27 protein-coding genes are annotated in these 25,403 nt (G+C 65.7%); 15 read left to right on the top strand and 12 right to left on the bottom strand.

From position 1 onward, the window contains the following. Window positions 1-20: 20 nt before the first annotated feature. Complete coding sequence (gene hxlA / locus IDT60_RS17130; RefSeq protein WP_191079962.1) at window positions 21-644, bottom strand: 3-hexulose-6-phosphate synthase; 624 nt, start codon at window positions 642-644, stop codon at window positions 21-23. 244 nt (window positions 645-888) lie between these two features. On the opposite strand from hxlA, the gene IDT60_RS17125 reads away from it, so the two are divergent. Beyond that, window positions 889-1,326: a MaoC family dehydratase gene (locus tag IDT60_RS17125; protein ID WP_191079961.1), complete on the top strand. Its 438-nt coding sequence runs from the start codon at window positions 889-891 to the stop codon at window positions 1,324-1,326. Window positions 1,327-1,443: 117 nt separating this feature from the next. Here the strand turns inward: IDT60_RS17125 and IDT60_RS17120 are convergent, their stop codons facing one another. The 3 genes from IDT60_RS17120 to IDT60_RS17110 form a co-directional block, all read right to left on the bottom strand. Continuing rightward, window positions 1,444-1,722 carry a YciI family protein gene (locus tag IDT60_RS17120; protein WP_164204771.1) on the bottom strand — a complete coding sequence of 93 codons (279 nt, stop codon included), beginning with the start codon at window positions 1,720-1,722 and terminating at the stop codon, window positions 1,444-1,446. 31 nt (window positions 1,723-1,753) lie between these two features. Then, on the bottom strand, window positions 1,754-3,691 hold the full coding sequence (locus IDT60_RS17115; protein WP_191079960.1) for a glycoside hydrolase family 32 protein: 1,938 nt from the start codon (window positions 3,689-3,691) through the stop codon (window positions 1,754-1,756). A 92-nt stretch (window positions 3,692-3,783) separates the two neighbouring features. After that, window positions 3,784-5,379, bottom strand: coding sequence for a glycoside hydrolase family 68 protein (locus IDT60_RS17110; protein ID WP_191079959.1), 1,596 nt, complete (start codon window positions 5,377-5,379; stop codon window positions 3,784-3,786). A 465-nt stretch (window positions 5,380-5,844) separates the two neighbouring features. On the opposite strand from IDT60_RS17110, the gene IDT60_RS17105 reads away from it, so the two are divergent. Both IDT60_RS17105 and IDT60_RS17100 read left to right on the top strand, forming a co-directional pair. Continuing rightward, the gene (locus IDT60_RS17105) at window positions 5,845-6,825 is read left to right on the top strand and encodes a helix-turn-helix transcriptional regulator (RefSeq protein ID WP_191079958.1); all 981 of its coding nucleotides are present in this window, start codon (window positions 5,845-5,847) and stop codon (window positions 6,823-6,825) included. Beyond that, a complete protein-coding gene (locus tag IDT60_RS17100) occupies window positions 6,818-7,699 on the top strand; it encodes an SDR family oxidoreductase (protein ID WP_223883777.1) in 882 nt (293 codons plus the stop codon). The genes IDT60_RS17105 and IDT60_RS17100 overlap by 8 nt, the downstream gene beginning before the upstream one ends. Window positions 7,700-7,758: 59 nt before the next feature. Here the strand turns inward: IDT60_RS17100 and IDT60_RS17095 are convergent, their stop codons facing one another. Next, window positions 7,759-8,427 (bottom strand): alpha/beta fold hydrolase, encoded by a 669-nt coding sequence (locus IDT60_RS17095; protein ID WP_191079957.1) that lies wholly within the window; start codon window positions 8,425-8,427, stop codon window positions 7,759-7,761. Between the two features lie 246 nt (window positions 8,428-8,673). On the opposite strand from IDT60_RS17095, the gene IDT60_RS17090 reads away from it, so the two are divergent. Beyond that, window positions 8,674-9,336, top strand: a complete 663-nt coding sequence (locus IDT60_RS17090) for a GntR family transcriptional regulator (protein WP_191079956.1) — start codon at window positions 8,674-8,676, stop codon at window positions 9,334-9,336. Further along, window positions 9,333-10,511, top strand: a complete 1,179-nt coding sequence (locus IDT60_RS17085) for an MFS transporter (protein WP_191079955.1) — start codon at window positions 9,333-9,335, stop codon at window positions 10,509-10,511. The genes IDT60_RS17090 and IDT60_RS17085 overlap by 4 nt, the downstream gene beginning before the upstream one ends. Before the next feature lie 5 nt (window positions 10,512-10,516). On the opposite strand, the gene IDT60_RS17080 is transcribed toward IDT60_RS17085, so the two are convergent. The 3 genes from IDT60_RS17080 to IDT60_RS17070 form a co-directional block, all read right to left on the bottom strand. Further along, window positions 10,517-12,391 (bottom strand): Na+/H+ antiporter, encoded by a 1,875-nt coding sequence (locus IDT60_RS17080; protein ID WP_191079954.1) that lies wholly within the window; start codon window positions 12,389-12,391, stop codon window positions 10,517-10,519. A 67-nt stretch (window positions 12,392-12,458) separates the two neighbouring features. After that, window positions 12,459-13,160, bottom strand: coding sequence for an SCO1664 family protein (locus IDT60_RS17075; RefSeq protein WP_191082001.1), 702 nt, complete (start codon window positions 13,158-13,160; stop codon window positions 12,459-12,461). Window positions 13,161-13,203: 43 nt separating this feature from the next. Beyond that, the gene (locus tag IDT60_RS17070; RefSeq protein WP_191079953.1) at window positions 13,204-13,893 is read right to left on the bottom strand and encodes an MSMEG_4193 family putative phosphomutase; all 690 of its coding nucleotides are present in this window, start codon (window positions 13,891-13,893) and stop codon (window positions 13,204-13,206) included. Between the two features lie 92 nt (window positions 13,894-13,985). Here IDT60_RS17070 and IDT60_RS17065 point away from each other — a divergent pair, with 92 nt between their 5' ends. Beyond that, complete coding sequence (locus IDT60_RS17065; RefSeq protein ID WP_164204785.1) at window positions 13,986-15,374, top strand: sigma 54-interacting transcriptional regulator; 1,389 nt, start codon at window positions 13,986-13,988, stop codon at window positions 15,372-15,374. A gap of 35 nt (window positions 15,375-15,409) precedes the next feature. Beyond that, on the top strand, window positions 15,410-17,413 hold the full coding sequence (locus IDT60_RS17060) for a VWA domain-containing protein (protein ID WP_191079952.1): 2,004 nt from the start codon (window positions 15,410-15,412) through the stop codon (window positions 17,411-17,413). A gap of 37 nt (window positions 17,414-17,450) precedes the next feature. Here the strand turns inward: IDT60_RS17060 and IDT60_RS17055 are convergent, their stop codons facing one another. Next, window positions 17,451-17,843: a VOC family protein gene (locus IDT60_RS17055; protein WP_191079951.1), complete on the bottom strand. Its 393-nt coding sequence runs from the start codon at window positions 17,841-17,843 to the stop codon at window positions 17,451-17,453. Window positions 17,844-18,015: 172 nt separating this feature from the next. Here IDT60_RS17055 and IDT60_RS17050 point away from each other — a divergent pair, with 172 nt between their 5' ends. After that, window positions 18,016-18,900 (top strand): aminoglycoside phosphotransferase family protein, encoded by an 885-nt coding sequence (locus tag IDT60_RS17050; protein WP_191079950.1) that lies wholly within the window; start codon window positions 18,016-18,018, stop codon window positions 18,898-18,900. 136 nt (window positions 18,901-19,036) lie between these two features. Continuing rightward, complete coding sequence (locus IDT60_RS17045) at window positions 19,037-19,276, top strand: hypothetical protein (protein ID WP_191079949.1); 240 nt, start codon at window positions 19,037-19,039, stop codon at window positions 19,274-19,276. Window positions 19,277-19,303: 27 nt separating this feature from the next. Here the strand turns inward: IDT60_RS17045 and IDT60_RS17040 are convergent, their stop codons facing one another. From IDT60_RS17040 to IDT60_RS17030, 3 genes are all read right to left on the bottom strand, one after another. Continuing rightward, window positions 19,304-19,627, bottom strand: a complete 324-nt coding sequence (locus tag IDT60_RS17040; protein ID WP_164204797.1) for a hypothetical protein — start codon at window positions 19,625-19,627, stop codon at window positions 19,304-19,306. A gap of 128 nt (window positions 19,628-19,755) precedes the next feature. Continuing rightward, window positions 19,756-20,109, bottom strand: coding sequence for a hypothetical protein (locus IDT60_RS17035; RefSeq protein ID WP_191079948.1), 354 nt, complete (start codon window positions 20,107-20,109; stop codon window positions 19,756-19,758). Continuing rightward, entirely contained in the window at window positions 20,106-20,807 is a 702-nt protein-coding gene (locus IDT60_RS17030) for a hypothetical protein (RefSeq protein ID WP_191079947.1), read from the bottom strand. Before IDT60_RS17030 ends, IDT60_RS17035 begins: the two co-directional genes overlap by 4 nt. A 381-nt stretch (window positions 20,808-21,188) precedes the next feature. Here IDT60_RS17030 and IDT60_RS17025 point away from each other — a divergent pair, with 381 nt between their 5' ends. The 6 genes from IDT60_RS17025 to IDT60_RS17000 all read left to right on the top strand — a co-directional run bounded on the left by IDT60_RS17025 (window position 21,189) and on the right by IDT60_RS17000 (window position 25,401). Further along, window positions 21,189-21,779, top strand: coding sequence for a TerD family protein (locus IDT60_RS17025; protein ID WP_164204801.1), 591 nt, complete (start codon window positions 21,189-21,191; stop codon window positions 21,777-21,779). A gap of 21 nt (window positions 21,780-21,800) precedes the next feature. Then, the gene (locus tag IDT60_RS17020) at window positions 21,801-22,382 is read left to right on the top strand and encodes a TerD family protein (protein ID WP_164204803.1); all 582 of its coding nucleotides are present in this window, start codon (window positions 21,801-21,803) and stop codon (window positions 22,380-22,382) included. A gap of 38 nt (window positions 22,383-22,420) precedes the next feature. Beyond that, the gene (locus IDT60_RS17015) at window positions 22,421-23,002 is read left to right on the top strand and encodes a TerD family protein (protein WP_164204805.1); all 582 of its coding nucleotides are present in this window, start codon (window positions 22,421-22,423) and stop codon (window positions 23,000-23,002) included. A 119-nt stretch (window positions 23,003-23,121) separates the two neighbouring features. Beyond that, entirely contained in the window at window positions 23,122-24,315 is a 1,194-nt protein-coding gene (locus IDT60_RS17010) for a toxic anion resistance protein (protein ID WP_191079946.1), read from the top strand. Window positions 24,316-24,346: 31 nt separating this feature from the next. Then, the gene (locus tag IDT60_RS17005; protein ID WP_191079945.1) at window positions 24,347-24,850 is read left to right on the top strand and encodes a hypothetical protein; all 504 of its coding nucleotides are present in this window, start codon (window positions 24,347-24,349) and stop codon (window positions 24,848-24,850) included. Next, window positions 24,850-25,401, top strand: coding sequence for a TerD family protein (locus IDT60_RS17000; protein WP_191079944.1), 552 nt, complete (start codon window positions 24,850-24,852; stop codon window positions 25,399-25,401). Before IDT60_RS17005 ends, IDT60_RS17000 begins: the two co-directional genes overlap by 1 nt. Window positions 25,402-25,403: the final 2 nt, after the last annotated feature.

Here is a 25,403-nt window from a genome sequence, read left to right as displayed (position 1 = left end):
GTGCCACCATGGACGGCTGGTTAGTTGATGGCCGCGCGGAGCTGCTTGGCTGCCAGTGCCGGGTCGGCTGCACCGTAGATGGCACCGCCGGCGACGGCGACATCGGCACCGGCCTTCTGGACGTCACCGATGGTGGCGAGCTTTACGCCGCCTGCAACGGAGAACGGAACATCGGCTTCTGCGCCGGCACGGAGCAGACCGTTCAGGTCGAAGCCGGGCTTTGCCTGCTCGTCCAGGCCGGCGTGCATCTCAACGAATTTCGCGCCCAGGGCACGGGCTTCCTTGGCACGGGTGACTTTGTCCTCGATGCCGATGAGGTCAACGACAACACCCTTGTTGTGGGCCTTGGCGGCCTTGACGGCACCGGCGATGGTGGAGTCATCGGCAGCACCGAGCACGGTGACCAGGTCAGCGCCGGCCTTGAACGCGATGTCGGCTTCGAGCTCGCCGGCATCCATGGTCTTGAGGTCAGCGAAGACAACCTTGTCCGGGTGGGCGTTCTTGATCGCCGTGATGACTGAGAGGCCTTCGGCCTTGATCAGCGGGGTGCCCAGCTCGATGATGTCAACAAACTCGGCGACCTGGCCGGCGAGTTCGAGGGCGGCTTCAGTGGTCAGAACGTCCATAGCAACTTGGAGCTTCACGATGGTTCTTCTTTCTGTGGGATGCGGTGGAGGGCATCGAACTGTTGAGGAGGGTTGTGGCCGGCGGTCTGCAGGACGCCCCACCCAGTGTGGGATGCATCACAGGGCTGGTGCATCCGTGGTAATCACGGATTTCGCTACGGAAGCCAGTACGGATTGACCTGCAGGCGCGTCACCGTAATTCTGTTGGGACACTTCATTCCCAATCTGAACTGGGCCTATCCGCAAGAAAGGTCGGTCACTTATGACCCCGATCCAAGCCCGCACCCGTCCCGTCGTGGGGCAAACCGCCCAGATGTCACGCAGGGTCGCGGAGACCGATATCAGTTTGTTCACCGAAATCAGCGGTGACCGCAATCCCCTCCACTATGATCCTGAAGCGGCGAAATCATCCCGATTTGGGGGAATTGTGGTTCAGGGCGGAATCACCAGCGCCATCTTGAATGCCGTTGTGGCGGAGGAACTGCCTGGTCCAGGAACCGTTTTTCTCAACGTCAACTGGGACTTCAAGGCGCCTGTCCGCCCTGGGGACGTCATTACCGGACATGTGGAAGTCTTGGAAGCACGCGAGGACAAGCCGATTACCAAGCTTCGGACGTGGGTTGTCCGTGGCGATGGGACAGTTGTCCTTGAAGGTACCGCCGTCTGCTACACGATGGACCTTTGCGGAAACGACGGGTAGTTCTTCAGCAGGAGCCTTTCCCTGGGCGCTGTAGGGGAGCGGCGCCACGCGTAAGAGCACGACGGCGGGCGGTCCCGCCGCCGTGCTCAGCGTGAGGTGCGGAGTGGGGTGAGGCAGTTACTCGAAGCGCACGGCATCCCACTCAAGGATTCGTGGATCGGCGAGCCCTTCGGTGACGAAGGGGTCGTCGGCGATGAAGCGCTCGGCGTCCCCGCGCGAGGCAAAGATCCCCATCGACCCGCCCGCCGGATCTGCTGTCTGGAACGGGCCGAGTGCGATGAGCCCGCCGCCGGCCGCATGGAACGCCTCAAAGTAGGCCTTGTGGCGGGGATAGGTCTCGAACAGGCGGGGGCGGTCGACGCCCTCACGCACGGTGTACAGCACAACGAATTCCATAGGCAGGATCCTACGCCCCGGGCAGCCTGCTTCAGCGGGCTGCGGACATGGACGTGGACGTCAGGGATCTAAGGGACAGCGTTCCTTTGTCCGTGGACATGCTGATGGCGTGCCGCTCCGAGCCGGGGAAGACGAGTGAGGTGAGCGTTTGCTCGCCCTCGTTCACGAACACCTCCACTGACGAGTAGTCAACGAAAACGGTCAGCTTCACCACGCCGTCGCTTCCGGGGACTGACGCGGTCCGCGGTTGGCTGAAGAGCGGGCCCAGGTCCGTGCCGCTTGGCTGTTCCCGGGTCAGGGACACGGTTTGGTCCGGGAAGTTGTAACCGATGGTTGCAAACGTCCGGCCGTCACTCTCCAACTTCAGCCGCGCCTCTGACCCCTCATGGTTTTCCGGCCGTTCAACCGTTAGGTCCAGCCGGTACGCGCCCCCTTCCGGGGACGGCAGATTTGTGGTGCCGTCGGGGCTGATCACCTCGGAATCCACAGACTCGGTGTGGCCCTCCAGCCTGCCCAGGCTCTTAGCGGGAGCGGAGACCAGTGTTGGGCGGTCCTGGACGGTTTTGAGCCTGATATCCCGTATGAGGGAATCCATGCCGCCGTGCCAGTCCTCAGTAGGGAGTTTGCGGGCGTAGTCCCAGTTGTTCATCCAGCCGATGGCCTGCCTGGACTGCATTCGCTGGCCTTCTGTCAGCCGGGGGTCATCCCAGGTCACTGCTGCATAGAAGTCAGATCCCGCATCCAGCCACTGGTGCCTCTCGTCCTGGGGCGTGAACCCGCTTCCATCCCAGTTTCCGGTCCAGTAGGCAACCCCTGTGGTTCGGCCCTCTGCTGTCCCGTTGGCGCTGGCCGCCAAAACCCAGGTTCTCTTGGCGGGGTCGCCGTCCAGGTCCAGCTGGAAAAAGTCGGGGCACTCCAGGGTTCCCAGGCCGGTCCGTTCGAAACCGGAAACGTAGTGCCATTGTTTGAGGTCCGGGGAGGTGTACAGGCCGATCTTGCGGCCCTCGGCGAGGAGCATGATCCACTGCTTGTTTGGTCCGTCCCAGACAATTTTCGGGTCCCGCCAATGTTCTGCTCCGGGATTGTCCATCACCGGATTTCCCTCGTAGGAGGCAAAGGTGTACCCGCCGTCCGTTGAGTAGAACAGCGATTGTCGCTGGACCCCCTGGTCCTGCTGGGTCAGCACGGAGATGACAGCCCCGTGCCCAAAGCCGGCGGTGTTCTCGTGATCCACCACGGCACTGCCCGTTTCAATGTCCCCCAGCCCGTTTTTGTATTTCTCGATGGCCACCCCTTCGTCCTTCCAGGTCAGCAGGTCTTCGCTGGTGAGGTGGTACCACTCGGTTCCGTTTCCTTCCGGATAGTCCGAGTTGTACAGGTAGTAGTAATGCCACAGCCCGTTGAGGAAAAACGGCTTCTGCGGATCGTTCATCCAGTTCCGTTCCGGGGTGATGTGGAAGTTCGGGCGGTACTTCGATGAACCCGCGGGCCGATCAATTGCTGAACCGGCAGCAGGCGGTTCTTCAGGCAGGCCAATGTCCGAAAGCATGTGGCGGACAGCTTCGGCCGTGATGCAGCCGGGCCGGCGGACTTCTGCGGCCGGCACGGCATCTTCTTCAAGGCTTGAGCGCAGGTAAATTTCGCCGTTCACGCTGGCTGCTGCAACCCAGCCGTCCTCGCAATAAATGCTCCTGATGTCCGCTGCCCCTTCGGCCGTGACCGGTTGAATGGCAGTCAGGCTGTGGTCACCGCCCGTCAGCCAGTACGAGGCATACGTGCCGTTGGAATCCTTCGATGCCGTCTGGGCAGCCGCAATGCTCCCAAGGGCCTGTTCTGCCCGGGCTTTGGCATCCGATCCGCTGATCGGAACAACACTGACGAGAAGGGCAATCAGGGCTGCGCTGCAGATGGCTATGACCCAGACAGTGCGCCGGGTGAGGAGAGGGCGGGCAGGAGGATTTTCCGGCATGGTGACCAATCAACAATAAGGCCGCTTTGCGGACGCGGGTGCTTCACCGGCAACGGGGCGGGGCGCCCCCAAGGCGCCCCGCTCCGTACTGGTTACTTGTAGAGTCCCTCGCCGCCGACGCGGACGTTGGTGGGCAGGTAACCGAACGGGCCGAGTCCGTTCTGGCCGAAGCTGCGGTCAACGGCCGAGACGCCGTTCCGGAAGTTGATCTTCACCGTGGGGGACAGGGAACCGCCGCGCACGCCGTTGACGTTATCGATGAAGGACTGCACCAGGCCGCCGGGCTGCACATAGTGCGAGTAGGCCTGGAACTGGCGGCCGTTTTGGTTCGGGGTGGGTGCCTCCGGTGATTCGGACGGCAGGTTCAGGTCGGTCGGTGAGGCGAGTGCAAGGCCGCTGTTGTTCATCGGCTGGTAATCGGAACGGACGCCGTCGCCCACGAAGCCATACACGCCGTCGGGACCGCGCATTCCGGCAGCGTACGTGAACTGGTGGCTGATGGTGAACAGGTAGTACTTGTTCTTGCCGCCTTCATTCTGGATGAAGATCTGGGGACGCTCAGTCTGGTCGTTCACGCAGTTCGCGGAAAGGATGGGCGGCAGGAAGGACCACTTGGTGAGGTCCTTGTTGTCCGCCACGGCCAGCCCGACGTTCGCGGTCTGGTAGTAGGCGCCGCTGCTGTTGACCTCGTCAACGGACTCGGCATTGGCATCGCCGGGGCGGTACCCGAGGTCCTCGGGCTTGCATTCGTACTCGCCGCGGGTTCCGCCGGTGTTTCCCTCGAAGACCATGAAGGTCTTGCCGGGGTGGGCCGGGTCAGCAAACGTGTAGGGATCGCGGAACGCGAAGCCGGGGTTCTGTTCCTTGGTCTGGTACATCTCGCCGTCCGGTTCCAGCAGCTTGGTGTGCTGGAAGCCGTCGAACGTCACGCCGTTCTTGTCGGCGTGGATCTTTCCCAGGGCCTTGGCAATGGCCGCGTCCGGGGCAATCCCGCCGCCGCCGGCGTTGCGCTCGGCCACGTCGTGGAAGGTGGTGGCGGTGTAGAACACGTTGACCTGGTTGCCCTGCATGAGCCGGGTGGAGCCGGACCACTCGGTGTTCCCAATGGACGCGCCGTCCGCGAAGACGTGGCCGCCGTAGTTCCACTTGTCCTTGGCCGGGTCTGCATTGGTCTTGCGGAAGAAGTAGCCGATGCGGGCGTTCCAGTGCCGCTGGTCGAAGCCGTAGCCGGCGTTGCGGTCCGCGACGAGGGAGAAGACGACGTCCCAGCCCTTGTAGCTGATCTGGTTGGCGTTCTCGTCCGTCAGCGACCAGGTGTCCCAGACCCAGACGTCATCGTTCATGGCGGGGAAGTCCTCGGGGATCTCCGGCATGGTGACATCAGGGCTCATGGAGTTCTGGCCCGGGGCCACGGTGGAATCGCTCTGCGCCATGATCTGCTTGGCATCCGCGCGGGTCCACTTTGACGTGAAGTCCGACGCCGGATCGTGGGCCTGCTGCGTGTGCTCGGTGGGGAGGGGGAATCCCTGGGTGGGCGCCGGCATCTGCTCGACGGCCGGCGGGTCAGCAGGCTCGTTGGCCTGTGCGGACGGTACCGCCAGGAATGCCGAGGCCGCAATGGCGACGGCAAGGGCCGCGGCGGCCGGGCGCCACAGCAGCATGGGGTGTGATTGGGGGTGCTTGTGCATAGTGCTCTTCTCGCGGAGGTGAAACTGTTCGTGGAAGACGGGCGGGTGCCCACATCCCGTTACTCCGGCGCCCCGATTACGCAGGCGTCATCAGGGACACCATTGTTTGGGGGATACCGTCGCAGCAGCGACGGTTGTGGCGAGAGACTCGAGGTCATCTGGCTTTTCCACCGTAGGGGCGTTCAGGGACCGCGCACAAACACGTTTCGGCGGCCGTGCCGCGCTGATTCCGGGCCATGCGTAAGCGCTTGCATTTCATTGGCGCGCGCGTACTGGAACCGGCCGCTCGAGTCAATTGTTTCGTCCCGCTTCCGAGGCTTGACCGCGTCCGGTCCTCTCGTGTGAGAAGGCTCTCAGGGTGATGTCCGGTGTGGATCGATTCATTGCCTCCGCCGCCCGAACTCGCCTGTGGGGGTGTCTGACAGACACTGCCGCCAGCCAACCGCGCTGCGTAGCGTGGTGGTTGTGGACAGAAAAGAAGAGATCCGTGATTTCCTGATTTCGCGTCGTGCGAAGGTCAGCCCGGAGCAGGCCGGAATCCCCAGTTACGGGGAGCTGCGGCGCGTGCCGGGCCTGCGCCGTGAGGAAGTGGCGCAACTCGCCGGGGTGAGCACGGATTACTACACGCGGCTGGAACGCGGCAGCATCCGCGGCGTCTCCGACTCGGTGCTCGGGGCTGTGGCCTCAGCCCTTCAGCTGGACGAGGCCGAGCGCGAACACCTGATGGACCTGGCGCGAACGGCCAACACGCCGTCGGTCCGGACGCCCCGCCGCCCGACACAGCAGCGCGTCCGTCCCGGGGTGCTGCGCCTGCTGGACGGAATGACCGGCGTGGCCGCCATGGTGCAGAACGGCCGCGGCGATGTGCTCGCCACTAACCTGCTGGGCAGGGCGCTGTATGCCGAGGTCTTGACCTCAGCCGTCTCAGTGGGTCCGGACGTTCCGAACCGGCTGCCGAATCAGGCACGCTACCTCTTCCTCGACCCTGGCGCAGCCGATCTCTACCCTGACTGGAAGGCGGTGGCGGCCACCACAGTGGCCATGCTTCGCCTGGCGTCAGGCCGGAATCCCCACGACAGGGCATTGAACGAACTTGTTGGGGAACTGACTACGGGCAGCGGGTTCTTTGCAGAGCTGTGGGCCGGGCACGACGTGCGCATCCACACCACAGGAACTAAACGCTTCCACCACCCGGTGGCCGGCGACCTGTCCCTGCAGTTCGAGACGCTGGACCTCCCCGGTGACGAAGGGCAGACCCTGTTTACCTTCACCGCGGAGCCGGGCTCCGCCTCTGAAAACGCGCTGGCCTTCCTCGCCAGCTGGGCGGCATCGCCGCCAGAAACAACCACCACCGGCGATCCTGCCGGCGGATCCTCCCGGCCCGCGCGCTTCCGCGCGCGGCCGGAATCACGCAACCCAGGAAAGACAGAACCAACCCATGACTGAGCAGAACACCACCACTGAGAACGACAACCTGGCCGGCAACAAGGTCTGGTTCGTTACCGGCGCAGGCCGAGGCCTGGGGACAGATATCGCTAAGGCTGCCCTCGCCGCCGGCCATGCCGTGGTCGCCACCGGCCGGAACCCGGACAAAGTTTCCAGGGCCATCGGCGAACACGAGAACCTCCTCGCCGTGAAGCTCGATGTCACAGACCCCGCCGATTCGGCCGCCGCCATCCAGGCAGCCGTGGCCCGGTTCGGCCGGATCGACGTCCTTGTGAACAACGCCGGCAACTTCTACGCCGGATTTTTCGAGGAAATCACTCCCGCGGACTTTCGGGCACAAATCGAAACCACCATGTTCGGTCCTATGAACGTCACCCGCGCGGCCCTGCCGGTCCTGCGGGCACAGCGCTCGGGCCTGGTGGTCACCATCTCCTCAACCGCAGGCCTCGCAGGCGGCGAGTTCCTCACCGCTTACGCTGCGTCGAAATTCGGTGTGGAGGGCTGGGCGGAGTCCTTGGCCCCGGAGGTGGCTCCGTTCGGTATCCGCAGCATGATCGTGGAGCCGGGGTTCTTCCGCACCGAGCTGCTCACCCCGGAATCCACCAGCTACGCCGAATCCACTATTGAGGACTACGCCGAGCGCACCGGGCAGACCGTCAAGGCATGGCAAAGCATGGACGGCCAGCAGGGTGGAGACCCGGCCAAGCTGGCCGACGCGCTGATCCAGTTGGCCGAACTGGATGAGCCGCCGCTTCGGTTCGCCGCCGGAGCGGACGCCGTCGGCACCTTCGAGACGCGGGCCAGGGCCCTCCTGGACCAGGCCAATGCCCACCGGGAGCTCTCCAGCAACCTCGCCCACGGCGACGCCCGATAAACGGAGCGGCCGACGGCGGGAGGTCCCGCCGTCGGCCGCTTCCCGGGGTGTCGTCCCGTTCACCTGCGCAGCAAGTACTCGGCTACACCTTCCGGATTTGCCAGGGCGAGGAGGTGGCCGCCGGGCACAACGTCGGGCTCGATGCCGAGGCGTTCACGCGCCACCCGGCGCTGGAAGTCCAGGGGAAAGAACCGGTCCCCCTCCCCGGAAAGTACGCGTGTAGGGATGCCGGGCCACGCCGTGAAGGTGCAGACCGATTCGAACACTGCGTTGGCTTCAGGGCGCTGATGCGCCTCCCCTTCAGCGGCGATTTCCGGGGGAATGTCGTGCAGGAAGTAGGTGTCCGTGTCGAAGCCGGTGCTGTAGCCGTGGGCCTTCGCTGCGCTTTGCTGCGCCTCAGCCCATCCGGTGTTGTCCCACCATGCGCCCGGCGTCTCGCCCGGCGCGGGGATCATCGCATTCACCAGCACCAACTCCCCGACGGACGCCTTCTCACACACCAACGGAGCGGTAAAGGCTCCCAAGGACTGCGCCACGAGCACCACGCCGTGGTGCTCACCGATGGCTTCCACGACCAGACTGGTGTATTCGGGGAGCCCGGCGGTTTCGTCGTCGCCGGGCAGATCGACCGCGGCGGCTTGGTGGCCTGCCCCCTGCAGCAGAGGAACGACGTGGCTCCAGTACCATGCTGCGCCGCCGGCGCCCGGGATCAGAACGAACGAACTCACCGCAGCGCCGGCCTAACGCCGACGGCGGGACCCCGGTCCCGGACTGGCTGTCGGCATTTGGGCCGGTTTCGTGTCAACGCGGAGCTCATTCCACCATTCTCACCCCGCTCGCCCGCGGCCTTGCCCATATTCGTGCGAATTTCGGTCATGCGGCTCCGCTGGTCCGGTGAGTAAGGCCGCTTTCGCGCAACCCTCGCGTACTCATGTATAGATGTATACAAGTATGATTAACGCGGAGGTCACCACATGGCAGATTCACCGTCCCGGAACACCGGGGCACACGTTGTCTACACGGAACTGAAGCGGCAGATCCTGAGCCTGGAACTGAAGCCCGGGGCGCGCATCTACGAACCCGCAATGGCTGAGGCGCTGCAGGTGAGCCGCACGCCGCTGCGGGAGGCCATCCGGCGGCTCATTTCCGAGAGCCTGCTGGAACAGCAGCCCACCGGGGGTGTCCTGGTGCCGGCCTTGGATGAGGCAGTAATTTCCGAGCTGTACGAGGTGCGCGCGTCGATGGAATCGCTGATGGCGCGGCAGGCGTGCGTGAAGGCGACCGCGGCCGACATCGAAGCACTCAACGGCATCCTTGAACGCAATGCCGCCATGGTGACGTTTGCCGATGACGCCATGAAACAGGGCATGGCGCTGCACGCGAAGATCGCCGAAATTGCGGGGAACTCGTGGGCCAGGCGGTTTCATGACCAGATCTCCAGCCAGATGGAGCGGTACCGCCACTTCACCAACAGCACGCAGGAGCGGCGGGACCAGGCCCTGGCCCAGCACCGGATCCTGGTGGATGCGGTGGCCGCCGGCAAACCGGAAAAAGCCGCCAAGCTCGCCTTCGACCACGTTATGGGAGCCCGGGACGCGGCGGTGCGTGCCATCACGGGCAGCCTCACCGTCTCATGATTGGTGAACTCGGCCGCCGCTCGGCCACAGCCCTCCTCACGCACTCCGCCCTGATCCAGGCCGTGACCTTCCTGGTCCGTCCTGCCGCCACCTACCGGGCGCTCGAACTGGACGTGCCCGGTTACGCGCTGGGCCTCCTCGCCGCCAGCTACGCCGTCTTTCCCCTGCTGCTCGCCGTCCCCACGGGCGGACTGGTGGACCGCCTGGGTGAGCGCCGGCTGATGGCGATCGGGTCCGCCGTCGTTCTTGCCTGCTCTGCTTTTCTGTTTCTGTGGGGATCGTCCATCGTGGCGCTCATCATCGGAACGGCGTTCCTCGGCGCCGGCCAGCTTGCCTGCGTTGTGGGGCAGCAGGCGGTGGTGGCCAACAACGCCGCATCATCCAGGATGGACTCCGCCTTCGGTTACCTGACATTCGCGGCATCTCTGGGGCAGGCCCTGGGGCCGCTGGCAATTTCCCTGGTGGGAGGCGCCTCCGTCCGGCCCGACACCCAGGCGATCTTCTTCCTTGCCGTCTGCATGAGCCTGGTGCTTTTTGTGACCACGTTCGGTGTCTCGGCCAAAGTCAGCGGCGGCAAAAGGAAAGCGGTTACGGGCGACGGCGGGAACGGCAGTGCCGTTTCGCTGCTGAAGACGCCCGGCGTGGCACGTGCCCTGGCCACCAGCGCCACCGTCCTGGCCGTGGTGGACCTGACCATGGTCTACCTCCCCGCACTCGGCGCCGAACGCGGGCTCACTGCGGCAACGGTGGGCCTGATGCTCACCACCCGCGCCGTGTTTTCCATGGTGTCCCGGCTGATGCTGGGGCAGATGTCGCGGAAGCTGGGGCGCATGCGGTTGCTGGTTTTCAGCCTCGCCCTGTCCACTGTTGCCCTGTCCGCGGCCGCAATTCCCATGCCGGCATGGCTGCTCTTTGTGGTCATGGCCGTCCTGGGTCTGGGGCTCGGCATCGGCCAGCCCCTCACCATGTCCTGGCTGTCAGCGCAGGCTCCTGCGGGGCAGCGCGGCCGGGCGCTGGCCCTGCGGCTGGCCGGCAACAGGGTAGGCCAGGTGGTGCTGCCCAGCGCCATCGGCGTCGTGGCGGCCGGGCTCGGCGCGGGGGGAGTGTTCCTGGCATCGGCGGTGGTAGTGGGCGGGACGCTCCTGCTGCTCCGCGGTGTGCGGCTGGACGGCTAGACCCCTCACCCCAGCAGGTCATCCTGGTAGCACCACCGCCAGTCCTCGCCCGGCTCAATGCTCCGCATGACGGGGTGCCCGGTCGCTTCGAAGTGCCGGGACGCGTGGGAGCCTGCCGAAGAATCACAACACCCCACGTTGCCGCACCGCAGGCACATTCTCAGGTGCACCGTCGTCGTGCCTTCCCGAACGCAGTCCTCGCAGAAGGCGTCCGGGGGCACGTCCCGGGACCGGGCTGACTCGAGGTGGCCGCACACCCCGCCGGGCCGTGCGATCCCTTCGCCGCCGCCCTCGCCGGACGTGTCCACCTCGTCCAGCGCGACGTCCAGCATGGATTCCTCAACGTCCAGCCGCTCCAGGACGTCGCTGAGGACCTCGTGGGCGTACTCGCCGCCGCGCCGCAACTCGAGCACCTTGGCCCGCTCCGCTTCCAGCATGGCTAGCCGCAGCCTGGCATAGCGCTCGCTGGGCGTCGCGGTCTCCGCCGACGGCCGGCCCAGCCGTTCCCAGGCGGCCAGTCCGCGCTCCTGGGTGCGCCGTTTGAGCATGGCCACGACCTCCGGCGGATCGTCGTCCGTGCGCAGTTCCTGCAGGCGGGCCACGCCCGCAGCGGTGGCCTGCTGCATCAGCGAGGCCTGGTTCAGCGCGTCCTCGCGCTGGTCCGGGCCCTGCACCCGCAGGACGCGGACCAGTGCCGGAAGGGTGAAGCCCTGCAGCGTCAGCGTGCCGCCCACCACCACCAGGGCAGCGAGGATCAGCACCGAACGGTGTTCGAGATCCGCGGGCAGCACCAGCACCGCGGCCAGCGTGACCACCCCGCGCATCCCGGCCCAGGAGACCACTGCCGCGAACTGCCACGGCGGTGCCGGGTCGTTCCGCCGTACGGCCGGAATCAGCCGGGGCAGGTACGTGGCCGGGAACACCCACACCGGCCGGAGCACCAGGACCGCCAGCAGGATGATGACGCAGCCAGCCCAGATCCTGCCGGCCCCTAGGGAGTCGTCCTGGACGCCGTCGATGATGGTCCGTACCTGGAGCCCGATCAAGAGAAACACTGAGTTCTCCAGCAGGAACTGCACCGTGTTCCAGTTGCTGCGCTGGCTCAGCCGGGCGGCGCCGTTGGGCATGGATGGCGCCTTGGTGCCCATCACCAGGCCGGTTACGACGACGGCGAGGACGCCCGAGGCGTGGATCGCTTCGGCCGGCAGGTACGCGACAAGCGGGGCCACCAGCGACGTTGACGTGTTAATGGCCACATTCCGGATCCGCTTCCGCAGCGCGGTCAGCACGTAGGCCGCTGCCATGCCCACCACCAATCCGCCGCCCACGGCGAGCAGGAAGTCCCCGGCGATCTCCGCTGCGGACACCGAACCTGCGATGGCCGCAATGGCAGCCCGGAGGCAGATCAGCGCGGTGGCGTCGTTGACCAGGGACTCACCCTCAAGGATGGTGACAATCCTGCGCGGCATCCCCACCTTCCGGGCGATGGCCGTCGCAGCCACCGCATCGGGCGGCGCCAGGACGGCACCGAGGGCGATTGCGGCGGCCAGCGGGATCTCCGGGAACAGCCACCAGACCACAAAGCCCACGGTGATGGTTCCGAAGATGACGTAGCCCACCGAGAGTAACCCGATGGCGCGGCGGTTCGAGCCGAAATCGAACAGGGAAGTCCGGAGCGCGGCGGCGTACAGCAGGGGAGGCAGCAGGCCCACGAGGACCAGTTCCGGGGTCAGCTCAATGCGCGGAACGAACGGGAGGAAGGACCCGGCAACGCCGGCCAGCACCAGCAGCAACGGAACGGAAATGTTGAGTTTCCGGCCAAGGGCGCTGCCGGCGCAGACCACCGCGACGAGAACCAGAAGTCCCAGGGCGATTTCCATTGGGCCATTGTCTCAGGGCGTCCGAAAAGACGAACGGCTTTACCCCAAAGAATGATAAAAGGACGCGCTAAACGAGCGGCCACGGGTACCGCATGCCGGTGCGGTCAACCGGCAGCACGCCGGAGCTGAGCAGGCGCTGGACGCGGCGCTCCAGGGCGGTGACCTCGCCGGCGTCGAGCAGTTCCGCCACCTCTGGAGGCGTGGCTTCCGCCAGGGGCGCGATGTCCTCAAGCAGGGCAGCGGGGATGGGATGGCCGGCAAAATCCCAGATCACGGTTCGCAGTTTGAAGCTGGCCGCGAAGCACAGCCCATGGTCGATGCCCCACACCCGGCCGTCGTCGCCGCGGAGCACGTGCCCGCTTTTACGGTCGGTGTTGTTGGCGACGTAGTCGAACAGGGCGATCCTGGCCAGGTCGGGGTGAGTCTCGGGTGCATCCTCGTAGAGCGTGAAGTAATGCTCCTGGAAGTCGCACTCGATGAACCACTGCAGCGACCCTACCCCCAGCGGCGCTTCCTCCCGGATCACCGTCGGCGGCACCAGGCCCCATCCCAGCGCCTCGCTGAGCAGGTATGCTGCGCGTTCGCGCCGGTAGAGGCCCGGCTCGAAATCGGACAGCGGGCGTTCCCCGGCTTCCGGCTTGTAGACCGCATACCCGGAGTCCTCCGCGCAGGAGACCTCGGCGAGGAACGTCTCGTTGCTGCTGCGCGGGATCCGTCCCACCAGCTCAACCCTGCCCTCGGAGAGCAGCGTCAGCTCCCGGCCGGTCACCGCCTGCCCCGTCCCGCCGTCTGTCCCGCCGGGCGTCCCCACGTCACGGCCCCCTCAGCCCGCTGAGCGGTTCCGACGTCGAATTCACCATCAGCACGGCCGGCGCCTGACCCTCCACAAAGGAGATGGCCGACACCGAACCCGGGCTGATGACGATCCGCTGGAAAAGGTCCAGGGGTGTGCCCAGCGCGTGGGCCACGGCCGCCTTGATGGGATCGGCGTGGGAGAAACACACCACCACGCCCCCGGCATGGGCCGTGCGCAGGGCCTCCAGCGATCCGACGATCCGGTCCTGCATTTCGGTGAAGCTCTCGCCGTTCGGGAAGCGGAAGGTGGAGGGGCTGTGCTGGACCGTTTTCCACTCCGGCAGCCCGGCAACGTCCGCCAGGGCAGCCCCGGTCCAGTCGCCGAAATCGCATTCGAGCAGACCGTCGTCGTGCTTAACATCCAGTCCGGCGCGGACGGCCGTTGGCTCCGCCGTCTCCCGCGCGCGCTCCAGCGGCGAGGAATAGACGGCCTCGACCGCCACATCCGCGAGACGTTCCGCAACCCGTTCGGCCTGCGCCCGGCCGCCGTCGGACAGGTGGAGTCCCGGCGCACGCCCCGGCAGCACCTTGCCCGTGGTCGGTGTCACCCCATGGCGCACCAACAGGAGCAAGGTGCCCGACGGCGGCGCCGGCGGTGGTGCCGGCGGTGAGGGCTCCGATGAAGGTTCAGGCGTTGCTGCAGTCATCAGGATCAAGCGTAAGACGCACGGGAGGCAAGCGAGCAGGAATCTCGGCAAATCCCTCGATTCCCCGCCCGATGGAGGTCTACCGTAGAGGGGTGAGTGATCGTCCCGATATCTTCACTGTTGGTGAACTGCGTGCCTCCGGCCACGCGCACAAGGACCTGCGCCGCGAAATCCGTGACAACCTGCTCGCCGCGCTCTCCGCAGGCCGGGACCCCTGGCCCGGGATGTACGGCTTCAGCCGGACCGTCCTGCCGCAGCTCGAGCGCGCCCTGCTCGCCGGCCACGACGTCGTGCTCCTCGGCGAACGCGGGCAGGGCAAAACCCGGCTCCTGCGCACCCTGGCCGGGCTGCTGGACGAATGGTCGCCGGTGATCGAAGATTCGGAACTCAACGAACACCCCTATGAACCCATCACGGAGCAGTCCCGGGCCCGCGCCCTCACCGAGGGGGACCGGCTGCGGGTGGCGTGGCGCCACCGCTCCGAACGGTACGTCGAAAAACTCGCGACGCCGGACACCTCCGTCGCCGACCTGATCGGCGACATCGACCCGATGCGGGTGGCCGAGGGCCGCCGGCTCGGTGATCCGGAAACCATCCACTACGGCCTGGTCCCGCGCTCCAACCGCGGAATCATCGCCATCAACGAACTGCCCGACCTCGCCGAGCGCATCCAGGTCTCGATGCTCAACGTGATGGAGGAACGCGACATCCAGATCCGCGGCTACGTGCTGCGGCTGCCGCTGGACGTGCTGGTGGTGGCGTCCGCCAACCCGGAGGACTACACCAACCGCGGCCGGATCATCACGCCGCTGCGGGACCGCTTCGGCGCCGAGATCCGCACGCATTACCCCATAGAGCTCGACGACGAGGTGGCTGTCATCCGGCAGGAAGGGCAGCTGGTGGCCGGCGTCCCGCCCGTCATCCTGGAGATCCTGGCCCGCTACACCCGGGCGCTGCGGCAGTCCCCGGCCATCAACCAGACCTCCGGGGTATCCGCCCGGTTCGCCATCGCCGGCGCCGAAACCGTTGCCGCGGCAGCCCTGCGCCGCGCCAGCGTAAGGGGCGAAGACGAGGCCGTGGCACGAATCATCGACCTCGAAGCGGCCGTGGAAGTCCTTGCCGGCAAAATTGAGTTCGAATCCGGCGAGGAAGGCCGCGAACAGGACATCCTCGAGCATCTCCTGCGCATGGCCACAGCGGAAGCCGTGCGCGCGCACTTCCATGGCATCGACATGGGCCAGCTGGTGGCCGCGCTCGACGGCCACACCACGGTGACCACCGGCGAACTGGTCACCGCGCGGGAGTTTCTGGAGAACCTCCCGTCCCTCAACGGCTCCCGCCTCTACGACGAAATCAGTGAACGCCTCGGTGCGACCAACGACGGTCAGCGGGCCGCCGCCGTCGAACTCGCGCTGGAAGGCCTCTACCTCGCCCGCCGGATCGCCAAGGAGTCCGACGACGAGGCAACGGTTTACGGGTAGCGCTTGCCGTACGGACGCTGAGGGCAGGAGGGCCCATGAGCATTCACAACCGGTCCAGGTACAGCCGGTACCGCGGGGGCCCTGATCCGCTCGCCCCGCCGGTGGACCTGGCGGAGGCCCTTGACGCCGTGGCCGAGGACGTCATGGCCGGTTACTCGCCGCGGCACGCCCTCCAGGAGTTCCTGCGCCGCGGCGGCCGCAGCCGGGAAGGCCTGGACGACCTCGCCGGCCGCGTCCAGCAGCGGCGCAAGGACCTGCTGGGCCGGCACAAACTCGACGGCACTCTCAATGAAGTCCAGAAACTGCTGGAGACCGCGGTGCTGGAGGAGCGAAAACAGCTGGCCCGCGACGCCATGATGGACAACACCGACCGCGCGTTCCGGGAGATGCAGCTGCAGAACCTGCCCCGGTCCACGGCAGCGGCGGTCAACGAACTGGCCACCTATGACTGGCAGTCGTCGACAGCCCGCGAGGCGTATGAGCGGATCAAGGACCTGCTGGGCCGCGAGGTCCTGGACCAGCGGTTCGCCGGCATGAAGCAGGCGCTGGAGAACGCCACCAATGAAGACCGTGCGGCGGTCAACGAGATGCTGCAGGACCTCAACGGACTGCTCGACAAGCACCGGCGCGGCGAGGATACGGACGCGGACTTCCAGAACTTCATGGCAAGGCACGGGCAGTACTTCCCTGAGAATCCGCAGTCCGTCGAGGAACTGATCGACGCCCTCGCCCAGCGCGCAGCAGCAGCCCAGCGGATGCTGCAGTCCATGTCCCGGGAGCAGCGGGAGGAGCTGATGAACCTCTCGGCCCAGGCGTTCGGCTCGCCGCAACTCATGGCCCAGCTCGGCCAGCTCGACGATAACCTGCGCGCCCTGCGCCCCGGCGAAGACTGGGCCGGCTCCGAACGGTTCGAGGGGGAGGAAGGGCTCGGCCTGGGCGACGGCACCGGCGTGCTGCAGGACCTCGCCGAGCTGGACGAGCTCGCCGAGCAGCTCTCGCAGTCCTACAACGGGTCCAGCCTGGACGACCTGGACCTGGACGCCCTGGCCCGCCAGCTCGGGCAGGATGCCGCCGTGACCGCACGCACCCTCGCGGAAATCGAGAAGGCAATGCACGACGGCGGGTTCCTCCACCGCGGGGCGGACGGGGACCTCCGGCTGTCACCGCAGTCCATGCGGCGGCTTGGGCGGGCACTGCTGCGGGACACGGCGAAGCAACTGTCCAGCCGGCAGGGACGCCGGGACACGCGTGTTGCCGGTGCAGCGGGCGAGCAGACCGGTTCGAGCCGCCCGTGGGAGTTCGGGGATGCCGAGCCGTGGGATGTCACGCGGACCATCACCAACGCCATCCGCCGCACCATTGCCGACGGCGGCGCCCCGGGCAGCGGACTGCGCCTCGCCCCGGAGGACATCGAGGTGGCGGAAACTGAGGCACGCACCCAGGCCGCCGTGGTCCTGCTCGTGGATGTCTCGTTCTCGATGGCCGCCCAGGGACGCTGGGTGCCGATGAAACGCACAGCGCTCGCCCTGCACCATCTCATTTCCACCCGCTTCCGCGGCGACCGGCTGCAGCTGATCACGTTCGGCCGCTACGCGCAGACCACGGACATCGGCGAGCTCACCGCCTTGCCGCCCTTCCAGACCAAGGGAACCAATCTGCACCACGGTTTACTGCTGGCTGGCCGGTTCTTCCGCAAACACCCGTCCATGCAGCCTGTCCTCCTGGTGGTGACCGACGGCGAACCCACCGCGCACCTGCTGGCCGACGGCGAAACCTGGTTCGACTACCCGCCGGACCCCGAGACCATCCGGCTTACCGTGGCCGAGCTGGACCGCCTGGGGCGGGCCGGCACGCAGGTCACGTTCTTCCGGCTGGGTGATGACCCCGGCCTGGAACGGTTTGTCCAGAAGATGGTCCGCCGGGTGGACGGGCGGGTGGTGGCACCCGACGTCGGGGACCTGGGGGCTGCCGTCGTGGGGGAGTACCTTCGTGCCCACTTCCGCGGCCGGCCCTACGGCGACGCCGACTGGGCCAAATAGGTGCGGTCCCTGTTCTAACTGCCTGCGCGGCCGGGTTTCAGCTGCCTGCGGGCTGGAACAGCTCCACAACGTTGCCGGACGGGTCTTCCAACAGGATCTGCCGGCCACCGGGTCCGGTGACAATGGTGTTGCGGAAGCTGAGGCCGGCGGCGCGCAGCCGTTCAACCTCGGCGTCGATGTCCGCCACGATGAGGTGAATGCGGTTCCACCCTCCCGGACCCGGGGTGGCTCCGTCCGGCATCGGCCGGCCCGCGGAGCTGGTTGGCCCGCTCAGGAGAAGCCGCAGTTGGCCGCGTGCGACGTCGGCAAAGGCCGGCGCAGCGCTCATCCTGAGGGTGAATCCGAGGTGCTTCGTGAAGAAGTCGATGGATGCCTCCACGTTATCAACCATGTACCGGACACTGACCATCTCCGCATCATTGGTGGGCATTTAGGGGTCCCTTCGTGGTTGGTTGGGTTCCCGGATCAGGTCGCCTAGCAACTGTTATAGCCCCAGGACCGCAGGCAGCCTAGAGGCGGAGTCTGAACTATATTCGGACAACGGAAGGACCTGACTGTTGCAGTAACGGCCTGGTGCAGTTAATGAGGAGACGGATCTCTGTATGGCGGAAATGCCCCCTGCGACGCTGGAAGTGAACGACGCAGTGGTCCGGTCCCTTCTCCGGGACCAGCGGCCCGACCTCATAGACCGGCCTCTGACCCTGGTTGCGAACGGGTGGGACAACGCGACCTTCCGGCTGGGCGGGGACCTCGCCGTCCGGCTGCCGCGCAGGGCGGAGGCCGTTCCGCTGATTCTGCATGAGCAGGCCTACGTCCCCGGCATAGCCCGCCGCTCCCCGGTGGCGGTTCCTGTGCCCGTCCATGCCGGCCAGCCGACGTCGGACTTTCCGTGGCCGTGGAGCATCGTACGGTGGGTCACCGGAACGGCCGCGGCCGACGTCGGCGCCGCAGACCGCGGGCCGGCCGCTGACGGCCTGGCAGACTTCCTCCTCTCCCTCCATGTGCCAGCCGGAACCGGCGTCCCGGTCAATCCGTTCCGCGGCGTGCCGCTAACGGACCGTGACACGGCGGTGGTGGATCGGCTCCGCGACCGCGGACGCTACCCGCAGGCAGCAGCGCTGGGTGTGGTCTGGGCCGAAGCCTGTGCTGTTGCAGCCTGGGATGGTCCGCCGATGATGCTCCACGGCGACCTTCACCCGGGCAATGTCCTGCTGACGGACAACGGATCGCTGGCCGGCGTCATCGATTTCGGCGACGTGGGGGCCGGGGACCCGGCCGTCGACCTTGCGGTGGGATGGCTGATGTTCGACGCCGGCGCCCGCCGCCGCTTCCAGGCCGCCCTTGGCGCCGCGGTGGACAGCGACACCTGGGTGAGGGCCCTGGGCTGGGCGCTTGTCCTGGCCACCGCGATGGTGAGTAACTCCGACGACAACCCGCGGATGTTCGCCGTGGGCGGGTTCGGAATCAGGCAGGTCCTGGAAGGGTGACTTGGCCCAAACTCTGATGCCTCGTTAGGCCGGTCGCTTCATGCGGTCCAGGTATGCCCACCCTAAGCTCCAACGCTGCCTGCCGGCCAAGGGCCGGAGTCATTGACGGCCCCATGCCGACCGGCCACCATGAGTTATGAGCGAATCAGGAGCTGATACCGCGGGTGCCCCTCTTGACGGCGACAGCGTCGTGTCGGAGCACACCGAAACCCCCGAAAGCATCGCCGAAGAAATCGTTCACGAGATTCGTCTGGGGCACGTGGAGGACGACGTCAGCCACGTTCTCGAGGAGCGCTTCGACAAGGCGGGCATCGAGTTGCCGCCCGAAGAGGTGGACGACCTTGCGGAGGAAATCGAACGGGACGCGTCGACTTAGCCATCGGGTCTGGTCCCGGGCCAAGTCCTACGTGCTAAGGCTCCAGTGGACCCGGATGGCCTCGGCAATTCGCTCGCTTGCGACGTCTACCCGGAAAGCAACGGGCGCGGTCCCGGTCTCTTCGACCACCGAGTCGCTGTACACGCGGCCGCAGGCGGGGCACAGCGTGTAGAGATCCTCGTCGTCAGGCCAGGCCGCCAGCTCCGGGGGAACGGGGGTGTCGTCAGCGTTATGGACAGGGACGCCCTGTGAATTGGCCTGGATCAGCCCGTCCTTGCTGACGGTGTTGCCGCAGACGCAGGTGATGGTGGTGACATCATGGCCAATCACAGTGGCCGTTTCAGCGTCCACGATGACCTCCCCGGTAGTGGAAGAGAGCTGCTGGTCCTACAAGCTTAGACCGATGCCCGGACCAGCACTTCCCCCAATTCGCAGCCCGCAGAACCGGCCGACGGCGGGGGGTCCCGCCGTCGGCCGCCTTACCTGTTGCGAAGCTTCGGGTCGACGATTTCTGTCCGGATCACGGCCGCCAGCGTCTGGACCGTTGTGGTGATCCCGGTGTTCCGCTTGATTTCCTTGCGGATGACGTCCAGCACCGAGTCGGACAGGATGATGTCCAGAAGCGCATCCGGCGATGTTGCCGCCCGGTGCTTCCACAGCTCATCGATCCGGCGGCGCTTGAGTGCTTCCCGGTGGAGGAAGAACATCTTGTCCGCTTTTTCCTCCAGCGGCTCGGGGCCGAGGAGGTCAATTTCGAAGGCGAGATTCACAATCACTGGGAGCCCGCCGGTGAGGTGGTACGCCTGCCAGACCTGGCCGTTGGTGAGGATCATCCACTCCACACCCTCGTTGACCGCATACATCTGGACCTGGCGAAGGTGGCGCTCGCTGAGTTTTGGCTCACCCGCTTGACCTCGATGAACACAATGAGCTGTTTATCAATCCTGACGCCGTAGTCCGCGAAATCCTGCTTGACCATGTATTCGGTGGTCAGATCGCGGAATTTGTCGTAACCCAATCCCTCGCAGAGCATGTCCGTGATCAACAGGCGGGTGTCACCCTCGTTGGCATCACGGGCCAGGAGATCATGGAGTGGCTTGGTGAACCGCTGCACGGCAGCTTTCACCTGCTCGTGGGCCTCGGACTCCCACTTCGGTACCTTGGCGGCCGGCGGCGCGGGCTTAATCTCCGCGACCACCGTGACGGCTTCGGCGGTGTCCACTGCCACCAGGCTGACTTCCATCACCGGCGGCGCCGGCAGCTCAACGGCGGCGCCCAAGGGACGCGACAGTTCGTCGGGGAGCTGGGCATGTGCGTCCACCACACCAAAGGCCGCCTGTTTCAACAGCCACTGGATGGTCGGCAACCACGGCTCGACAACGTCCCTGCTGACCCCCGGGGCCTCGACGGTCCTCGCCGCGGAGATTGCCTCCAGATCCGCGATGCGCGGCACAAGGTGGCCCTGCCCGGCTGCGTCAGTGGCCCACTGGGACAATACCTGCAGGCGCGCCTGATACTTCAAGTCAGTCATTTTCCCCCAATTGAACTCAGTCCCTTCTGAATTCGTCAATTAGACGAGACCATACACGGCCGCCTTGTCCGGCTCCGCCCGCGCCACGGCCCAATTTTGGAGCGCATCCGCCCGGAGGCCGGATTGCCAAAATTTCTCAATTGCACGGGGCGTTTACCGTGGGTTCATGCATTCGTCGCTTCGCTGATTTTGCCGCCAGCGTAAAGGGGCTTCGCACTTATCTCTATTCCGGCTAGGATCGCTCTCGAGTCCGGCCTGATCGGCATGGTCTGCGTCCTCACCCCGGCTAACGTCACATGTAGATAAGGAACTAGGGCATGGGCGGGCACGTTGGGAATTGAGGACGCGAGTATTTTCACACTAGCTGGAGGTTGAGAAATTATGGGTTTGAGCTTGCAGAAGGGCCAGTCGCTGTCGCTGACCAAAAAAGACGGCGGTTCGCTCACAAAAACCAAGATGGGCCTGGGCTGGGACTCGGCGGCTCCGGTCAAAAAGGGCTTTTTTGGAAAGGCCAAGACCGTAGAGGTGGACCTCGATGCCTCGGCCATTTTCTTCGACGCGTCCGGGAGGGCCCTGGACCAGGTCTGGTACAACCAGCTGCAAAGCAAGGACGGCTCCACGCGCCACACCGGGGACAACCTGACCGGCGACGGCGCCGGCGATGATGAGACGATCCTGGTCAACCTGGAGCTTGTCTCCCCGGCCGTGGCACACATCGTGTTCGTCATCAGCAGCTACACCGGCCAGACTTTCGACCAGGTGCAGAATGCCTTCTGCCGCCTGGTGGACGACTCGACCGCGGGAAGCCCGGAAATCGCCAAGTACCAGCTGACCGACTCGGGTACCCATTCGGCCATGATCATGTCCAAGGTGTCCCGTGACGGCGCGGGCTGGACGTTCAAGGCAATCGGTGAGCGCGCCCAGGGCCGCTCGGTCGCGGATCTGATTGCACCGGCCGCTGCCGTCCTCTAGCCGTTCGAAGGATCAATTATTTTGTCGAGCCTGACCCTTACCAAAGGCAATAATCTCTCCCTCACCAAGGCCGATCCGGGCCTGGAGCGGGCCCTGATCGGCCTGGGCTGGGATCCCAGGACCACCAGCGGCGAAGCCTTCGACCTGGACGCTTCGGCGCTCCTTGTCGGGGCGGACGGCAAGGTCCGGTCCCAGGACGACTTCATCTTCTACAACCAGCTCCAGGCCAAAGACGGGTCAGTGGTCCACCAGGGCGACAACCGCAGCGGTGTGGGCGACGGCGACGATGAACAGATCCTGATCGACCTCAGCCTGATCGCAGCAGACGTGGACCGCGTTGTCATCGTTGTGTCCATCGACCAGGCGGATGTCCGTGGCCAGAACTTCGGCCAGATCCGCGGCGCGTACTGCCGTGTGCTGAACCAGGACACGGACCAGGAAGTGGTCCGCTACGATTTGAGCGAGGACGCGGCACCTGAAACGTCAATGATTTTCGCCGAGATTTACCGCAACCGTGCCGAATGGAAGTTCCGGGCGGTTGGCCAAGGCTATGCCACGGGCCTCCACGGCATCGCCACGGATTTCGGCATTTCGCTGGACTAGTTCGCACGACCGATTCAACACGAAGGAATGGTACAAACATGGCAGGACTAACCCTTACCAAAGGCAGCAATCTGTCCCTGACGAAGAGCGCACCAGGTCTGTCGAAGGCTGTAGTTGGGCTGGGCTGGGACCCGCGTACGACGACGGGCGAGGCTTTTGACCTCGACGCCTCCGCCCTCCTGATTGCCGCGGACGGCAAGGTCCGGTCCTCAGCGGACTTCATTTTCTACAACCAGCCCGCTGCCGCGGACGGCTCCGTCACCCACCTGGGTGATAACCGGTCCGGCGAAGGCGCCGGCGACGACGAGCAGATCCTGGTGGATCTCTCCCTGGTGGCGGCCGACGTCGAACGCGTTGTCATTGTGGTCTCCATCGACCAGGGCGAAACGCGCGGCCAGAACTTCGGCCAGGTGCGCAGCGCCTACTGCCGCGTGATCAACCAGGTCGACGACAAGGAAATCGTCCGCTACGACCTGAGCGAGGACGCCGCGCCCGAAACGTCGATGATTTTTGCCGAGGTCTACCGCAACAACGGTGACTGGAAGTTCAAGGCCGTCGGCCAGGGATACGCCACCGGACTCGCAGGCATCGCCAAGGACTTCGGCGTCGACCTTAGCTGATGAGTACCCCGGACTGATGAGGTCCGGACCGCTCCTTCGGCTCCGCATCGTTTCCACCTGAGGTGGTGTCCCGGCACATCGAAACCGGGACACCACCGAACTCTTGAAAAGGCAGCATCATGAATTCTCCGTTGACTCCCCCCGACGCCGCAGAGGCTTCATTGGTGCTCCATGCCCCGGAAGCCCCCGCCATTGTTCAGCCCGAAGAAGCTCCCGGCATGGTGCCGGTCCCCGACGAACGGCGGGCCGAGATCGACAGGCAGGCCAGGGAGTTCGTGGCCGGACTGGCCACGCTGGACGCGCGCAGCCCGGAGTTCTCCTCACAGGTGGACGGCATCAACAAGATCGGCAGCGCCGAGATCACGGCGTCCAGCAACTCCTCCAGCAGGCTGCTGGAACGTTCCTCGACATCCATTGCCGGCGCCAAGAAGTCCGGGAACAGCGCCCAGGTGGCGGTCGCCAACACCCTCGGTGAGCTGCGGAGCACGGTGGAGGACCTCACCCCCAACCAGGCCAACCTGAGCGTGGGCAAAAAAATCCTGGGCTTCATCCCCGGCGGCAACAAGCTGGCCAAGTACTTCCAGAAATACGAGTCGGCTCAGACCCAGCTGAACCAGATCATCAAGTCCCTGATGACAGGCCAGGACGAGCTGCTCAAGGACAATGCCAGCCTGGCCAACGAAAAGGTCCAGCTCTGGGAAACGATGCAGGCACTGAGTGAATATGCCGTGTTCGCCAAGGCCCTGGACGCAGCCTGCGTGGAGAAGATCGACTCCGCCCGCGCCGCCGGTCAGATCACCGAAGCCCAGAAAATGGAGGCGGACGTCCTGTTCCCGGTCCGCCAACGCCACCAGGACATCCTGACCCAGCTCGCCGTCTCCGTTCAGGGATACCTGGCGATGGACCTGATCCGCAAGAACAACGTGGAACTGATCAAGGGTGTTGAGCGGGCGCGGACCACCACCATCTCGGCCCTGCGTACTGCTGTGATCGTGGCCCAGGCCCTCGCCAACCAGAAGATGGTCCTGGACCAGATCGACGCCGTCAACACCACCACCAACAACATGATCCTGAGCACCAGCGAAATGCTCAAGGACCAGACTGCCCGGATCCACCAGCAGGCTTCCAGCTCCGGTGTCAGCGTGGAGACGCTCCAGAAGGCCTTCGACAATGTCTTCGCCACGATGGATGCCATTGACACCTTCCGGTCGGAGGCTGCCAAGAACATGGAGAGCACCGTCGGTGCCCTCGAAGCCAGCGTGCAGAAGGCCCGGCCCTACCTGGAACGCGCACGGCAGGGCCAGACAGACTAAATGACAGCGGAAAGCAGCAGGCGGTACCGCAGTGATTGGTAAGTTCATCGGCTCCCTGTTCGGCGCTGCCCCCGTGCCGGGCATCGCCGAACAGGCCTCCGAGCCAACGGCCGACGCCGAGTTGGCGCAGGCCGCCGCATCCTTGGACAACCTGCGCAGCGCCATCCGGCGGACCGGCGCTGAACTGCCGACGTTGGTCTCCTCGCAGCTGCGCCAGATCGACGATGTGCTGCGCCCGTTGGTCAGCCATATGTCCGAGCAGGGCGCTTCGATGGAACAGCAGGTGCTGCTGAATTCCATCGTCTGCAGCTACATCCCGGATCCGCTGCGCACCTACCTGGCGCTCCCGGACAGTGCCAGGACTGAAGAGTCCGGGCCAACGCAGCTGCTGGCGGAACAGCTCGCCACGCTCGAGGAGATCGCCCGGGACCTGGCCAACCAGGTTCGGATCGGTGCCATTGCCGAGCTGTCCACCCACGGCCGGTTCCTCGAGGACAAGTTCGCGCCGTCCGCGCTACGTCTGGAAGGCCGCTGATGGGCAAGCTTGTGGCAGGAGCCAACGCCGCACTGACAGCCGAGAACCCGGGACTGACCAGGATCCTGGTCGGCCTGGGCTGGCAGTCCATCCCCAGCCGGGGCCCGCAGTCCGAGCTGGTTCCCCTGGCGATCATGTGCGACGCCGGCGGCCGGGCCATCTCGAATGATCACCTGGTGTTCTTCAACCAGATCGCCAGCCCCGAGGGTTCGGTGGCTTTCGCCGGCACCGAGGACCAGGAGCAGATCGACGTGGACCTGTCCCTGGTGCCGGACAACGTCGCCAAGATCACGTTCATCGTCTACGTCGACCCCGATCTCCGCGGGCCCGGCACCTTCTCTTCGATCCGCAGCCAGTACATCAGGGTGGCTACCGCACACAACCAGGAGCTGGTGCGCTTCGATATTCCCCAGTCCCCGCAGGACAACATCACCGCCATGATGTTCGGCGAACTGTATCGCCACCGTGAGGACTGGAAGTTCCGGGCCCTGGGCCAGGGCTACACCACCGGCCTGCGCGGCGTCGCCGCCGACTTCCGGTTCGACATCTAGGC

Origin of the sequence: Pseudarthrobacter sp. BIM B-2242 (genome assembly GCF_014764445.1) — a bacterium.
Classification (GTDB): domain Bacteria; phylum Actinomycetota; class Actinomycetes; order Actinomycetales; family Micrococcaceae; genus Arthrobacter; species Arthrobacter luteus_A.
The sequence above is the reverse complement of the archived record's forward strand: the minus strand, read 5'-3'. Positions and strand labels throughout refer to the sequence as shown.

Excerpts from the sequence above, each read along its gene's own strand:
- IDT60_RS17035 (WP_191079948.1), bottom strand. The coding sequence starts at position 20,109 with ATGATCCTCACCAACGGCCAGGTCTGGCAGGCGTACCACCTCACCGGC.
- IDT60_RS17030 (WP_191079947.1), bottom strand. The coding sequence starts at position 20,807 with ATGACTGACTTGAAGTATCAGGCGCGCCTGCAGGTATTGTCCCAGTGG.
- IDT60_RS17080 (WP_191079954.1), bottom strand. The coding sequence starts at position 12,391 with ATGGAAATCGCCCTGGGACTTCTGGTTCTCGTCGCGGTGGTCTGCGCC.
- IDT60_RS17000 (WP_191079944.1), top strand. The coding sequence starts at position 24,850 with ATGGGCAAGCTTGTGGCAGGAGCCAACGCCGCACTGACAGCCGAGAAC.
- IDT60_RS17120 (WP_164204771.1), bottom strand. The coding sequence starts at position 1,722 with ATGGAATTCGTTGTGCTGTACACCGTGCGTGAGGGCGTCGACCGCCCC.
- IDT60_RS17060 (WP_191079952.1), top strand. The coding sequence starts at position 15,410 with ATGAGCATTCACAACCGGTCCAGGTACAGCCGGTACCGCGGGGGCCCT.
- IDT60_RS17010 (WP_191079946.1), top strand. The coding sequence starts at position 23,122 with ATGAATTCTCCGTTGACTCCCCCCGACGCCGCAGAGGCTTCATTGGTG.
- IDT60_RS17015 (WP_164204805.1), top strand. The coding sequence starts at position 22,421 with ATGGCAGGACTAACCCTTACCAAAGGCAGCAATCTGTCCCTGACGAAG.
- IDT60_RS17070 (WP_191079953.1), bottom strand. The coding sequence starts at position 13,893 with ATGACTGCAGCAACGCCTGAACCTTCATCGGAGCCCTCACCGCCGGCA.
- IDT60_RS17085 (WP_191079955.1), top strand. The coding sequence starts at position 9,333 with ATGATTGGTGAACTCGGCCGCCGCTCGGCCACAGCCCTCCTCACGCAC.
- IDT60_RS17110 (WP_191079959.1), bottom strand. The coding sequence starts at position 5,379 with ATGCACAAGCACCCCCAATCACACCCCATGCTGCTGTGGCGCCCGGCC.
- IDT60_RS17050 (WP_191079950.1), top strand. The coding sequence starts at position 18,016 with ATGGCGGAAATGCCCCCTGCGACGCTGGAAGTGAACGACGCAGTGGTC.
- IDT60_RS17045 (WP_191079949.1), top strand. The coding sequence starts at position 19,037 with ATGAGCGAATCAGGAGCTGATACCGCGGGTGCCCCTCTTGACGGCGAC.
- IDT60_RS17125 (WP_191079961.1), top strand. The coding sequence starts at position 889 with ATGACCCCGATCCAAGCCCGCACCCGTCCCGTCGTGGGGCAAACCGCC.
- IDT60_RS17055 (WP_191079951.1), bottom strand. The coding sequence starts at position 17,843 with ATGCCCACCAATGATGCGGAGATGGTCAGTGTCCGGTACATGGTTGAT.
- IDT60_RS17090 (WP_191079956.1), top strand. The coding sequence starts at position 8,674 with ATGGCAGATTCACCGTCCCGGAACACCGGGGCACACGTTGTCTACACG.
- IDT60_RS17100 (WP_223883777.1), top strand. The coding sequence starts at position 6,818 with ATGACTGAGCAGAACACCACCACTGAGAACGACAACCTGGCCGGCAAC.
- IDT60_RS17025 (WP_164204801.1), top strand. The coding sequence starts at position 21,189 with ATGGGTTTGAGCTTGCAGAAGGGCCAGTCGCTGTCGCTGACCAAAAAA.
- IDT60_RS17115 (WP_191079960.1), bottom strand. The coding sequence starts at position 3,691 with ATGCCGGAAAATCCTCCTGCCCGCCCTCTCCTCACCCGGCGCACTGTC.